Below are 13,534 nucleotides of genomic sequence, written 5' to 3'. Positions count from 1 at the left end.
GTGAAAAAACTTCAGCTTTTGAGCTGCGTAATTCATTCTGCGGACATTGCAATGTTCTTTAAATCAAATCAATATTGAACATTTTTTCGCTTTCCACAGTGCTCGGGGAACCATGTCCGGGAAAAACTATAGTTCTGTCAGGAAGCGAAAAAATTTTGTCCTTGATTTTTTTGCAAAGAAGTTTATGGGAATACTGGCTCAAAGTGCTTCCTGTCACTCCGGAAACCAGAGTGTCGCCTGTAAAAATCATATCTTCGATTTTGTACACCATGCTGTCCGGCGAATGTCCCGGCACAGAAAAAAATTCGACATTGAAGCCCGCAATCTGCACAACACCATCGCCATTCAAAATCGAACAGTCAATTCCATAAATTCCAGCATCGGCAGCATAAACCACAGGACTGTAAATTTTTTTCAGCGTCCTAAGCCCCTGTATGTGGTGGTTGTGCTTGTGTGTAATCAAAACCGCAGAAAGATTATAGCCGCCCTTTTCTATAAGATTTATCGTTTCAATATCAATTTTTCCGGGGTCGACAATAATCGCTTCCTTGACATCCGGATTGTCATTGAGAATTGTATAGCTGTTTGTAAATCCGTCTATGCACAGATGAAAATAAATTTTCAAAGCTCCTCCTCGCCTTCAGATTCAGAAAAGCCTCCCACAAGTCCGCTCTTGTTTCTGTCAATCAATGCCTCGCGTGTATTTGAAAGCTTGAAGGAAACGTGTTCCCGCGCTGAATTGTAAAAGATTGTTTTTTTCAAATTGCAGTTTTTCATGGAAGTATTCATAAGAATCGCGCGGATAAAGCGGCTGTTATAAAAATCGGAATCGTCAAAGCTGCACTGGTACGCTGTTATTCCGTTGTAATTGTTGTGAACCAGATCGCTTCCCGTAAAGACAACATGGATAAATTTCGAGCCTGAAAAGGAAGAAAACTGAATGTCGCTGTTGAGCATATCGCAGTCTGTAAAAGTTGAAAAATCAAGCATGCATATTTTGAATTTCAGTCCGCTTGAATGAATATTTGAAAACATGGAATGTTGAAAATTACATCCATAAAACTGCTTGTTCGAAAGATCCACGCCCTTTATAGATATTCCTGAAGCGCACAGGCCCACAATTTTTTCATGCGAATCAATATATTTCAGCATAGCCTCAAGGTGCGCAGACTTATCCTCTGTGTGCTTGAAACAAAATCCCGGTTCAGGCGAAGAAATTATTTCATTGTTCCTGATTACCGAAAGCGCAGGATTCTGGCAGTCCGGGCACTGGCATTTATTTGACATAAACATACCTAACTTTACGTTATTGAAAACATTTAGTCAAATAGCAAACCGCGCCGCCAGAAAATCAGTGCAAATCCTTTACAAGAACAATCTCATATCCGTCTTCCAAAATCGCAGAAATAAGAAGATCAAGTTTTTCGTAAAGATAGTCGCGCCGGGTTCCGCCTATCGTTCCAATAGAAACAGGAATCACAATGCCGTCATAAAGATTCTCAGAAAGCAGATTCACAAGCTCGGATGCGCTGCTGTATTTTGCGCCGGATTTTTCAGCCTGCTCAAATGAAATTCTGTCGCTGAATTTTGTAAACGCCTCAACGTAATTATATCCAGCCTCTGCCCCGGCATTTTTCATAAGAGAAGTGCTGTGGTAAAAAGGCGCATGCCAGTACAGGGAAAGCTCCTTTCCTGTCGCAGTGAAAAATTCATCCTCGTTTCTTGCAAGGCCGCGCAGTACAAAATTCTTGTCCACTAAAAAAGAATTTTCAGTTAAATCAGCAGAAGTAAAAAACAGCGAGGCGCTTTCATTTCCAGAAAGAGCAATCTGGCGTGTCTTGCGAGGATACCGTCTGATAAATTCACCGTTCAGGAAAAAAGTTCCCTTCACATTGAAGTCATCAAGCGCATAAAGAATTTCCGCAAGCCCCTCGGAATTTTCCATTGCATCAAAAACAAGGGCGGCTTTTTTCAGCGGCGCACTGTACACCTCAGTTTCCTTATAGACTGAATAAGTTTTTGTCTTGCCGGAAAGCGAACGTACGTAAATTGAATTCTTGAATTTGGGATTCACCGAAGACCCTAGGAAAACCCTGAATCTTCCGTTTTTTTCCAAATGGACAGAAGTTTCAGAGGCCGGCACAAAAATCAGCCTCCAGGAATTTCTGTCGGAATCATACACAAAAGCTTCCTTGGAATTTTCTGTCCGGCTGATTATTCTTCCATTGCTCCAGAACGGCTGGCAGGCAGAAGACAGGAACAGCGGCTTTTCATCGCCATTCAGGGAAACAAGACGAACGGTTTCTTCGCCGCCCACACAGACAGCAAAATTTCCGCTCCATGCCGCAGAAACAGTTTTTTCCACGGATTTTGTCAGAAGAAGTTTCTGCATGGAAATATCGTACACAAAGAAATTTCCTGAGTCTGTATAAGCAATTTTTCTTCTGTCAGGTGAAATTTCAGGGACAATCGATTCTTCAGCCTGAAACAAAAGCTCAAGGCTGTCCTTTACAGAATAAGCATAGCTCACACGCTTCGGCGATTCAAGGGAAACTGTATCGCACCAAAGCATGGGAACGGAATTTGAGTCCCAGAACATTGTAATGCCGCAAAGACTTTCCGCCACATCAGAAAGAGGAAAAACACCGTCGGGCTTTAGACAGCGGAGATCTTCGTTTTTTACTGTGGAATAAACAGAAAGAGTGTTTTTTCCTGAAACAACTGCAAAGCGACTTCCGTCAACATTCGTCCAGAATTTATCCTTGAAGAAATCAAAAATTCCAGGCAGCCTTCCTACAATTCTTCCGCTTCCTATCAGCTGCGAATACAAGCCGCGTGTATAAAGCTCATTTTCTTCAATTAAAAAAACAATGTCATCGGAGATATACATGATGTGCATATCCTGTGTCCACTGAACACTGTCAATGCTTCCCCTGCCGATTTTTCTGTAACTTTCAGGAAGATTTATTTTGCTGAAAATTTCTTCAGGGCGTATAAAATAAACACTGCCGTTGTTTTCATAAAGCAAAAACCTGCTGTCAGGAGACCATTTTACCGGCACGGACTTGCAGCTGAACGCAACATTTTCAACAAGAACTTTTTCTTCTTTTGTTTTAAAGTCAGCTACAATAAGGCTGCCCGCTGTGTTTTTTTCTTTCTTTACATAGCAGAAATAATTTCCGTCCGGGCTTGCTGAAAGGATATTTGCACGGCTGTAGTCCTCGGGAATTCCAGATGCAAGCGAAGTCCATTTCAGAGTTTTTTCTTCAAAAGAATATTCAGCGGTTCCGTATCTGTTTCTGACCTGAAGAATTTTACATCCATTCAGGACTTCCATTTTTTCAGGAAAGCAGGTTAAAATCACAGGCTCTTTTTTTATGTCCTGCTCATCAAGCTGTGTAAAAAAGAGGGAACTGTACAAGGGCGTTCCCGGAATATCCTGGCGCACAGAAAAAATAAGAAAATCATTGTTGTTCAAATCCATGCTGCCGAATTCAACCTGAGAAAAAACAGGAAAAACAGATGCAAAAAAAACTGCAAAAATAAAACCGGATAATCTGAAATTTCTACTCATGGCAAATTCCCTCTGTGTTTATTTCAATACTGTAAGAGGATCTACAAGCTTTGAATTCTTGTAGACAGTAAAATGCAGATGCGGGCCGGTGGAATATCCAGTGTTTCCCACAAGTCCGATTTTTTCGCCCTGCCCAACAGAAGCTCCCTTCTGAACAAGAATCTTGCTCATGTGCGCATATAAAGTCTGGTAACCGTCGTAATGGTTTATAATCACATAATTTCCAAACACAGAAGAAAATCCCGTGTAAGCAATTTTTCCGCTCATCGAAGAATAAATAGGAGTTCCAATAGGACATGCCATGTCAATTCCTGTGTGCTTTGAAGCAATGCCTGTAAAAGGGTCGGCTCTGGAGCCAAAGCGCGAAGTGAGCCTGTACTTTGACTTCAGCGGATTTGAAAAAATTTCTCCCATTGCTTTTCTGAGCGAACTGCTGTCAAGCCTTGCGCCCGGAACAAAAATCTTCTGCCCTGACTGAAGAGATGCCGAAGCCAAGTCATTCACGTCCAGCAGATCCGAAACAGAAACAGAATATTTCTTTGAAATCGCATCAAGCGTTTCATTTTTTGCAACAACATGGATAAGCCCGTCAACCGATGGCACAGAAACTTTCTGGCCGGCATAAATCGAGCGCACATTTCCAATATCATTCACCGCAATCAAAGTTGAAATATTTGAAAGCCCGAACTTTGAGCTTATGCCGCTTATAGTGTCGCCGGGCTTCACAGTATAAGTCTGGAAAACAACCGGCTGCTTCAAAAGCCCTGAATTCACTTCAACGCGCACACCGTCCTCTGAAAAAATATTTCCGTCGCTGTCAAAGTATGATGTTTTTCCAAGCGCAAATTCACTCATGGCATTATCAAGAGCTTCGAATTCTTCCATTGAAACAGGATTCAAATTCACAGTTCTTGCAAAGCTGTCAAAGAAAGAAACAGTCCTGGAAACAAAAAACGGCGAAACCACGCACAAAACAAAGACAGGAATAATCCATGCATATTCAGATGCAAGCTTTATTTTTTTTCCTGTCACTCCAATCTGGGCGCGGAGATTTTTGGCAAAAGAAGCGGCATTGAACGAAGTGCGCTGTGAGCCAAGCCCGAGCACAGGTTCAGGTCTATAAACAGAATCCGCAGAAAACAATCTTCCGTGCATTGCGCCGCGCTGAAACAGGCGTGCAGTATTTTTTCTGAAACCAGAAGTTTCCAAACAGTTTATTATTTCCATGCTTCTAATATCGACAAAAAAAGGTTTTGATTTAACAATTATTGACGATGAATATAGTAATGGAAAAGAAAAAATCTGAGCCGGGAATTTTCAAATATATACTTATAGGAATTGCCGCGGGAATTATCTTGAAATTTTTTATTTTTGACATTCTGGATGTGCGCGGAATTTCAATGGAGCCTGCGATTCATGACAGGGAAACAATTATTGTCTTTAAGCTGGCATACGGAATTGTAAATCCGTTTGGAAATTCAACTCCTGTGCGCTGGAAAAATGCGAAGGTCAACGACATTGTTGTCTATTTTTACAATAATAATCTTGTTGTAAAAAGATGCGTGGCAACAGAGGGCGACTCCCTAGAATATTCGCTGGATTCGGGATATACTCTGCATGTAGGAGAAAAAAACTACCCGCTTACAGAATTCCAGTACAACCTGATAAAAACCAGCAGCCGGGTTCCCAAAGGCATGATTCTTGCGATAGGCGACAACGCTGAAAATTCGGTTGACTCAAGAATATATGGTTTTGTAGCGCAAAGAAATATTTTAGGCAAGGTGATTTTCAAATGAGCGTTTTTTTTAATAAATTCCGCATTGGATTTATTTTTTTTATATGCGCGGCAACTCTTGGATATGTCTACATAAAATTCGCAGATCTTGCCTTTTCTCCGCAGAAAAAAACAATCACTGCGCCACTAACCATTGAGCGCGGTTCAATCACAGACAGAAACGGAAAGCCTCTTGCGGTGCAGACAAATTTCTACCATTTTGTTGTAACTCCAAAGCTTGTAGCTTCCCCGGAGGAATTCGCGGAAAGAATCTGCGAGCCTCTGAACATGACAATAGAAGAAATCACAAGCAAAATCCAGAATTCAAAAAATGCAAATTTCATCTACATAAAGAAAAAAATTTCCCAGGAACAGTACGATGAGCTTATAAAAATAGTGGACGAAAACAACTATTACCATTTTACGCGCTTCGATAAAATTCCCGGAAGGCTCTACCCTGAAAATTCCCTTGCAAGCCAGCTGATAGGATACATGGGCGATGATGGAACAGGACTGAGCGGCATTGAATATTCAAAGCAGAACATTCTTTCCCCGGAGCCTTCTCCAGATGCAACAGGAACAATCCACGGAAGCAATGTTTACCTCACAATCGACTCCGGGCTTCAATACAAGCTGGAAAAAATCGCCAAGCAGTCAATGGAGGAAACCCAGGCGGAAAGCCTTATACTGGTCGCCGCAGATGCAAAAAACGGAGAAATTCTTTCATATATAAATCTTCCGTCCGCAAACCTGAATGAATACACTTCCGCTTCAACCCAGGAAATGACAGACCGAGCTTCAGTCACCGCCTACGAACCGGGAAGCGTTTTTAAAATTTTCTCAGTGGCGGCTTTTCTGGATTCAAAATCAATCACGCCTGATGACAGTTTTCTGTGCGATGGAATTTATCAGAGGCGGACTGTTTCCGGGGAAACTATAAAAATAACCTGTCTAGACCATCACGGCTGGCTTAATGCAAGAAGCGCGCTGAAATATTCATGCAATGATGCGCTGTCCCAGATGAGCGAAAAAATAACCACCGACAGTTTTTTGGAGTACATAAAGAAATTCGGATTTGGGGAACGCACAGGCGTGGAGCTTCCGTCTGAAACAAGAGGCTCTGTAAAAAATCAGAACGACAAATACTGGTCAGCAAGAAGCAAGGCAACAATGTCAATAGGACAGGAAATAAGCGTAAGCGCGCTTCAAATGGTTCAGGCGGCAACGGTTCTTGCAAACAGAGGCGTCCAGATAAAACTTACATTTATAAAAAAAATTGCAGACATAGACGGAAACATTGAATACGAGCATGAGCCGGCTTATGGCGGACGGGTTTTGCGAAGCTCCACCGCAGAATATCTTTTAAGCTGCATGGAAACAACTGCCAAAAGCGGAACTGGAACCAGGGCTTCTCTCCGCGATATTTCAATAGGCGTAAAAACAGGAACCGCGCAAATGGCCGACACCGAAAACGGCGGCTACAGCAGCACAGATTTTCTTTCAAACTGCATAGCGATTTTTCCAATCGAAAATCCACAGATTGTGCTCTACATCGTCATTGAAAAGGCAAAGGGCGAAACCTACGCTGGAAGAATTGTAGCTCCAGTAATTGCAAAAGCCGCTGACGAAATAATAGACCACCTGGGAATCAACCGCGAGGGAGCCGCAAGCCTGGAACATTCGGGCAGAATTACAATAAAGGAAAACTCTCCGCTTTTGATAGGCAAAACAGTGCCGGATTTCACAGGCCGCCCCAAAAGGGATTTGATTCCGCTTCTGGGCAGAAATGATTTAAATTTCATAATCAAGGGCGAAGGCTGGGTTTCCGCTCAGACACCAGAGCCGGGAACACCAATAACGGAGAACATGACGATTGAACTCTATCTGGAATAAAAATTCTGCTCTGTTCAGGGAACGCTTTCCGCAGCTTTGCCTTTCTCTCCGGGACGAATCTTCAGACCAAACAGAATTTGAAAATGCAAAAAACGGAAGCCTGACTGCAAAGCACCGGGGAATTTTGCTTCATTCAAAATACAATCCCGAAAAGGAAGCTTCTGTTTTTATAGACAGTTTTAATCCTGAAAAAAAAGACACGGCTGTTTTTCTAGGCTTTGGACTTGGATATGCCCCCGTGGAATTTGCGAGGCGGTTTCCTGAGAAAACTCTGGTTCTAATCGAAAACGACACCGGGCTTTTCTTTGCCGCGCTTCATTCCATAGACTGGCAGCCGGTTTTTTCGCATGAAAAACTTATCCTGCTGATAGGCGCAGAAAAAAGCCAGGCGGAATCATTTCTTTCAGGATATTCATACAGCAGAACACAGCTTTTCAGAACAAAGGCGCAGACCCTTCATAGCCAGGATTATTTTGACAGCCTTGAAGCCTTTATGATGCAAAACAAGGAAAAAGAGGACGTCAATACAAACACTCTCGAAAAATTTTCGCACCTGTGGCTGAGCAACAGCTGTAAAAATGCGCATTTTATTGAAACTCTGGACGGAGTGAATAAATTCAGCGGCGCTGCGGCTGGACTTCCATTTGTAATTCTGGCGGCCGGCCCGAGCTTAAAAAAAATTCTTCCGCACCTGCAAAAAATAAAGGAGCGCGCAATACTCGTCTGTGTGGACACCGCGCTTCATTCATGCATAGAATTCAACGTTGAGCCGGATTTTATAATTCTTGCAGATCCTCAGTATTACTGCTCTGTGCATCTTGAGTTTTTGAAGTCGCTTTCTTCTGTTCTAATCACGGAAATAGCGGTCTACCCTTCAGTATTCAGATTTCAGTGCAGGGAAAAAGTTCTTTTTTCATCGATGTTTCCCATCGGAAAATATTTTGAAAAGCGCATGGGCGAAAAAGGAAAACTTGCCTCAGGCGGAAGCGTAACCACAACAGCATGGGATTTTGCAAGGCTGTGCGGCGCAAAAGAAATTTTTATTGCGGGAATGGATTTGGGATTTCCCGGAAAAGAAACGCACATACGCGGCTCAAAATTCGAGGAAAAAATTCACGCTGAAAGCAGCAGAACAAAAAGCGCGGAATCAAAAAACCTCGCAAGCCTTTTTTCAGCCGCTCCATTCTTTGCAGAAAACTACAACGGAGAAAAAATTCTCACAGACAAGCGCATGAGCCTTTTTTCATGGTGGTTCGAAAAAAACTGCGAAACTGCCGCCAGCCAGGGAACAAAAACATTTTCGCTCACTCCTGAAAGTCTTGCCGTAAAGGGAATTGAAAAATTCAGCTTGCAGGAATTTCTTTCCAAGCCCTGTATAAAGGAAAGCAGAAATTTTTTCTTTGAAAAATCGCAGGAAAATAGAAAAAATTATGAAATTTCCGGAGCGGCTTCGTTTGAACAGGCTCAAAGCCAGTTTCTTGAAAGCCTTAAAACGCTGGAATTTCTTGCCGCACGGGGAACAGAGATTTGCTCGCAGGCAATCAATGGAAAAATTCCGCTTTCATCCGTCTGCCAGATGCTCAATAAAATCGACATGGAAATTTCAACATCGTCAGCAAAGGAAGCCGCCGCGCTTGTTTTTCCAACCCAGAGGCAGCTCGACAGCCTTTCAGAAAAAATCCCGAACAAAACCAGCGATGACAAAAAAAATTACGCTATACATTATTCAAACCTTATTTATTCAGAGCTTTTAGCCTCCATAAGTCTTTACAAGAAATTTTTCCCGAATTCCAATAAAGTTTTTTAAAACTTCACCGATAATATAAATGTACAGTGATAGGAATTTTACTACAGGCGGTTCTTTGAGAAATCTTAGAGGACATCCAGACGCCTGTGGAAAATTTCATGCATCCAAGGAAGTGCTGCTGACTTTTGAAATAATTACCAGCACTCCCCTGTTAGCAGGGATGTTACATATCTCCATTGGAAAAGGAGCCATCTAAATTTTAGGTGACTCCTTTTCATTTTTCGCGCCGGACGGCACAAGCCAATGCGAATTTTCCTTTCCAAAATTTCCCCGGAAGCCACAGCCAAAGAGTTTTCATCGTTTGCTTAACTTTTTCAGTATTATGCCGATAAATAAATGGACAGGAAGGATTTTATGGTTAAATATAAAGTTTCGGAAATAAAACCTGATACTTATTTCAACTCTGATGTAATACTGGATTCTCAGTTTCTATTGACAACGCCTCCCTGCGCAATCACAGAAGAAATTCTTTCATGCCTCCGAAAGTGGAATTTTCTTGAAGTATGCAGCAATGATGAAAAAGTTCTTTCAAAAATAGAAAAAGCCAATAATCCGCAGAAAACTGAAGACAAGAAAATTCTGCTTGAAAAAACAGAATCTGTAGACCTTTCAGAATTCACGGATGAAGAAACCGGCGTTCCGGCAGATCAGATTCCAGAAAAATTCAAGACAAGCGAAGATGTTGACCTTTCGGAATTCACGTCGGAAGCTGCCCCGGAACCAAAAAAGCCGCAGCAGAATTTTCATCAGCCTACGCCTTCTTTTCAGGCCCCGGAGCCTTTATACCAGGGACTTTCCTCTTCAATTTCCAAGGAAGAAGACAAGAGAAAAATTCTCGAGTCGCAGAATGCCTACGATAAATTCATAGAATTTATAAATTACATCTACACAAAATACGCAACCCAGAAAATAATTTCTCTGCCCGAACTGAATGGAAAAGTTCTTGAGCTGTGCAATTTTGTCAGGGAAAACAAAAAATTCCTTCTGAGAATCGCGCCGAGCTTTGAGGCAAGAAACAAGAATTTTTTGGTGAACCATAGCCTCAGGACTGCGATTTTTGCGATAATCATAGGGCTTCAAATCAAAATGCCTTATGAAAAGCTGATTGAGCTGGGCGTTGCAAGCATTCTGCACGAAATCGGGCAAATCAGGCTTCCGCCGCAGCTTTACATGAACAACAGTCCGCTTACAAACACGGAAAAGGCAAAAATGCAGACCCATACGGTCATCGGCTGCGACATTGTGAGAAATGCCGGACTTCCGCTTACAATTCAGCTCGGAGTTCTTGATCATCACGAGCGCGAAAACGGCAGCGGCTATCCAAGGCATCTTTTAAAGGGCAACATTTCTCTCTATGGAAAAATTATCGGTGTCGCATGCTCTTTTGAAGCTATAACTGCGCCCCGGAATTTCAGGGAAGCGCGGACAAGCTACGATGCGATGATTGAAATGCTGAAGAACAGCAACCAGCTTTATGACGAAGTTGTAATCAAAGCCCTGATATGCAGCCTTTCGCTTTATCCTATCGGAGCCTTTGTGTTCCTTTCAAACGGACGTGTCGGACAGGTTGTGGATGTTTCGCCGGCAAGCCCCAAGAATCCTATTGTCCAGATAGTGGGAAGCATAAATCCCGACGGCACTCCAAAGCGGATTCAAACGGACAACAATACAATAAAAATTGTGCGCGCCATGGACAAGGAAGAATCCGCGGATCTGCTAAAATCACTGGGCGACACATTGTAGCATTGCAGGAAACTTCCAGAATTCTTTCAGAAGGTAGTCTGTAATTTCAGTTGAAGAAATCCTGAATTTTTTTGACTTCGCTTTCAAATGACTCGTCAACAACCGGCGGATGGCTGTTGAAAAAAAGAATCTGCTGAAGCTCTTCCTGCGTATGCGTTCCCCAGACAGGCACAACATTTTCAAACTGATGCAAAAATCCAAACGCCAGCGGAATATTATTCACCACGCCGCCATTCAGCGGCTGAGAGGCAATGCAGCCGATTTCCTTTTCCTGGCACAGTTTAACCAGCGAGCGCACAGAATCCGGGGAAATCATGCTGAACGGAAACTGAACAACTTCATAAAGCCCACATTCCACAGTTTCCCTGGCAATATCATAGTTGTCAGTCGCAATTCCTATGTGCTTTACAACGCCCTTTTGCTTTAAAGACACAAGCTCCTGGTATATTCCGTCCATTCCATTTTCCCGTGGAACCATGAGCGGATTTTCAAGCTGAAACAAGTCAAGCGTGTCGCTTTCCAGAGCCATAAGGCTTTCTTCCAGATCATGCCGGATTTCGCGCAGACTCTGGCCGGAAGTTTTTGTCGCAAGAATGACATTGTGACGGATTCCATGCAATGCAGCTCCCAGCCGGCTTTCACAGTTCGGCTTGGAATGGGATGTGTCAAAAAAATTCATTCCTCCGGCATAAGCCTGATGCACAATAGCGCAGGCTTTTTCGTCCGCCGCATCGCCAAAAGATTCTATTTCCCGGCAGTCAAGGCTTTCCGCTCCAAATGCCGTTCTGCTAACAAGAAGATTTGTCTTTCCAAGAGCAACATATTCCATATTACCGCCTCACAAAACATTCACAGCTGACTTCCCCATAGATAAAAAGAAGCCTCTGCTGAAAACAAAGGCTTCCTGACATTCTCCAAAACTCTCTTTCCAGAGCCTGCCTTTTGTAATTTTTAAATTCACCTAGCGTTTAACGGGAACGTAGGATTTTATTTCTTTCTGAATAAACGGAATCAAGCCGTCAAGGGCAACACGCTGCTGCTCCATCGAATCACGGAAGCGGACTGTAACAGTGTTGAAATTCGGGCTTGAAGAATCAAGTGTATCGTGGTCAACAGTAACGCAAAACGGCGTTCCGATTTCATCCTGTCTTCTGTAGCGTTTTCCGATTGTTCCGCTCTGGTCATAGTCGGTCACAAAATCTTCCTTGAGGGCATGCTGAATTTCCTTTGCTTTTTCCGCAAGACCGTCTTTTTTCATAAGCGGAAGAACTGCAACAGTCACAGGAGCAAGCCTTGGATCCAGATGAAGCACAGTTCTGTAATCTTCAGCCTCGCCTTCTTTTGCAACATTCTGCTCCTCGTATGCCTCGCACAGGAACATAAGGAAATTCCTGTTAAGACCGGCGGAAGTTTCAACAACATAAGGAACATAACGCTTGTTTCCGTCATCCTGATCAATATAGTGCAAATCCTTCTTTGAATACTGCTCATGCTGGGAAAGGTCGAAGTCTGTGCGGCTGTGAATTCCTTCAATTTCCTCAAAGCCGATAGGGAATTTATACTGAATGTCATAGGCATCCTTTGCATAGTGCGCAAGCTTGTCGTGATGATGCCAGTTAAGGTGATCCTCTGCAATGCCATATTTCAGGTAGAAATTCCAGCGGTCGGTTCTCCAGCGCGCAAATGTTTCATCCTCTGTTCCCGGCTTGCAGAAATACTCCATTTCCATCTGCTCAAATTCGCAGGTTCGGAAAATAAAATTCTTGAAAATAATCTCATTGCGGAAGGATTTTCCAACCTGGGCAACGCCAAACGGAACTTTCATTCTATTAGACTGAACAATGCTCTTGAAGTCCGTGAAAATTCCCTGGCAGGTTTCAGGGCGCAGATAAACAAGGGAAGAATCTGTAGCCACCGGTCCCTGGTGTGTCTTGAACATCAGGTTGAATTCCCGGACATCTGTCCATGAATGTTTTCCGCAGGTCGGACAATTCAGCTTTTCATCTATAAAGGCCTTCATTTCCTCATGGCTCATAGTATCCACAGGCTTTGAAGGAGTTTCCCCGGTGCGCGAAAAATAATCTTCAATAAACTGGTCAGCACGGAAACGCGCCTTACATTCATTGCAGTCAATCATCGGATCCGAAAAATGGCCCACATGGCCGGAAGCCTCCCACGTTGTATGATGCTGAAAAATAGCAGAGTCAAGCCCCACAACATCATCATGAAGCTGTGTCATATAATGCCACCATTCATTCTGGATATTGCGCTTAAACTCTACGCCCAGAGGACCGTAATCCCATGCTCCCGCCATTCCTCCGTAAATTTCAGAAGCCTGATAAACAAAGCCTCTTCTTTTACAAAGGCTGATAATTTTGTCCAGAGTACAAGCATGGATGTCTTTTTCATTTGTCATAGAAAACCTCTTTTCGACACTGGTGTGTGCCGCATAAAATTAGGAAGCGCTGATTACCGCATCAGGTTTCAACCGGCACTTTCTTAGATTTCCAAATCCTAGCACATAAATCAAAGTTTGACTATACAATGGGCAGCCCGGAAAATGAGGTATTTTAAGCCGTGCCATTACAGCTTGAAAATCTTCCGGGCAAAAAAAAGCGCCCTTGCAGATTGCTCAGCAAAGGCGTTTTAATTTCAGTACAAGGACGGATTACCGTCCCTGAAACCAATTACAGGCTTGCGTGGCAGGTGCGGGCAATAACGTCGTCCTGCTGCTCTTTTGTAA

Annotated in this window: 10 protein-coding genes; 4 read left to right on the top strand and 6 right to left on the bottom strand. The window is 43.1% G+C overall.

Translation table 11 applies throughout. The annotated features are described in order from the left end of the window. Positions 1-58 precede the first annotated feature (58 nt). The 4 genes from ACI4L0_RS06450 to ACI4L0_RS06435 all read right to left on the bottom strand — a co-directional run bounded on the left by ACI4L0_RS06450 (position 59) and on the right by ACI4L0_RS06435 (position 4,801). Positions 59-625 (bottom strand): MBL fold metallo-hydrolase, encoded by a 567-nt coding sequence (locus tag ACI4L0_RS06450; protein ID WP_439799349.1) that lies wholly within the window; start codon positions 623-625, stop codon positions 59-61. After that, positions 622-1,287, bottom strand: a complete 666-nt coding sequence (locus tag ACI4L0_RS06445) for a pentapeptide repeat-containing protein (RefSeq protein WP_439799348.1) — start codon at positions 1,285-1,287, stop codon at positions 622-624. The genes ACI4L0_RS06450 and ACI4L0_RS06445 overlap by 4 nt, the downstream gene beginning before the upstream one ends. Positions 1,288-1,351: 64 nt before the next feature. Next, the gene (locus tag ACI4L0_RS06440) at positions 1,352-3,574 is read right to left on the bottom strand and encodes a polysaccharide deacetylase family protein (RefSeq protein ID WP_439799347.1); all 2,223 of its coding nucleotides are present in this window, start codon (positions 3,572-3,574) and stop codon (positions 1,352-1,354) included. Positions 3,575-3,592: 18 nt separating this feature from the next. Further along, positions 3,593-4,801, bottom strand: coding sequence for a peptidoglycan DD-metalloendopeptidase family protein (locus ACI4L0_RS06435; protein ID WP_439799346.1), 1,209 nt, complete (start codon positions 4,799-4,801; stop codon positions 3,593-3,595). Between the two features lie 47 nt (positions 4,802-4,848). Here ACI4L0_RS06435 and lepB point away from each other — a divergent pair, with 47 nt between their 5' ends. The 4 genes from lepB (at position 4,849) to ACI4L0_RS06415 (ending at position 10,791) form a co-directional block, all read left to right on the top strand. Next, positions 4,849-5,370, top strand: coding sequence for a signal peptidase I (gene lepB, locus ACI4L0_RS06430; protein ID WP_439799345.1), 522 nt, complete (start codon positions 4,849-4,851; stop codon positions 5,368-5,370). Further along, entirely contained in the window at positions 5,367-7,241 is a 1,875-nt protein-coding gene (locus ACI4L0_RS06425; protein WP_439799344.1) for a penicillin-binding protein, read from the top strand. Before lepB ends, ACI4L0_RS06425 begins: the two co-directional genes overlap by 4 nt. Continuing rightward, positions 7,222-9,048 carry a motility associated factor glycosyltransferase family protein gene (locus ACI4L0_RS06420; RefSeq protein WP_439799343.1) on the top strand — a complete coding sequence of 609 codons (1,827 nt, stop codon included), beginning with the start codon at positions 7,222-7,224 and terminating at the stop codon, positions 9,046-9,048. The genes ACI4L0_RS06425 and ACI4L0_RS06420 overlap by 20 nt, the downstream gene beginning before the upstream one ends. Before the next feature lie 354 nt (positions 9,049-9,402). After that, complete coding sequence (locus tag ACI4L0_RS06415; protein ID WP_439799342.1) at positions 9,403-10,791, top strand: HD-GYP domain-containing protein; 1,389 nt, start codon at positions 9,403-9,405, stop codon at positions 10,789-10,791. Positions 10,792-10,837: 46 nt separating this feature from the next. On the opposite strand, the gene ACI4L0_RS06410 is transcribed toward ACI4L0_RS06415, so the two are convergent. Then, the gene (locus tag ACI4L0_RS06410) at positions 10,838-11,620 is read right to left on the bottom strand and encodes an aldo/keto reductase (protein WP_439799341.1); all 783 of its coding nucleotides are present in this window, start codon (positions 11,618-11,620) and stop codon (positions 10,838-10,840) included. A 132-nt stretch (positions 11,621-11,752) separates the two neighbouring features. Further along, positions 11,753-13,207: a glycine--tRNA ligase gene (locus ACI4L0_RS06405; RefSeq protein WP_439799340.1), complete on the bottom strand. Its 1,455-nt coding sequence runs from the start codon at positions 13,205-13,207 to the stop codon at positions 11,753-11,755. Positions 13,208-13,534 lie beyond the last annotated feature (327 nt).

The organism is Treponema sp., from assembly GCF_051883275.1.
Lineage (GTDB): Bacteria > Spirochaetota > Spirochaetia > Treponematales > Treponemataceae > Treponema_D.
This window is presented reverse-complemented; position numbering and strand designations above follow the sequence as displayed.

What these genes read in the sequence shown, in the direction of transcription:
- ACI4L0_RS06415 (WP_439799342.1), top strand. Translation starts at nt 9,403, where the DNA reads ATGGTTAAATATAAAGTTTCGGAAATAAAACCTGATACTTATTTCAAC.
- ACI4L0_RS06440 (WP_439799347.1), bottom strand. Translation starts at nt 3,574, where the DNA reads ATGAGTAGAAATTTCAGATTATCCGGTTTTATTTTTGCAGTTTTTTTT.
- ACI4L0_RS06445 (WP_439799348.1), bottom strand. Translation starts at nt 1,287, where the DNA reads ATGTCAAATAAATGCCAGTGCCCGGACTGCCAGAATCCTGCGCTTTCG.
- ACI4L0_RS06410 (WP_439799341.1), bottom strand. Translation starts at nt 11,620, where the DNA reads ATGGAATATGTTGCTCTTGGAAAGACAAATCTTCTTGTTAGCAGAACG.
- ACI4L0_RS06425 (WP_439799344.1), top strand. Translation starts at nt 5,367, where the DNA reads ATGAGCGTTTTTTTTAATAAATTCCGCATTGGATTTATTTTTTTTATA.
- lepB (WP_439799345.1), top strand. Translation starts at nt 4,849, where the DNA reads ATGAATATAGTAATGGAAAAGAAAAAATCTGAGCCGGGAATTTTCAAA.
- ACI4L0_RS06405 (WP_439799340.1), bottom strand. Translation starts at nt 13,207, where the DNA reads ATGACAAATGAAAAAGACATCCATGCTTGTACTCTGGACAAAATTATC.
- ACI4L0_RS06435 (WP_439799346.1), bottom strand. Translation starts at nt 4,801, where the DNA reads ATGGAAATAATAAACTGTTTGGAAACTTCTGGTTTCAGAAAAAATACT.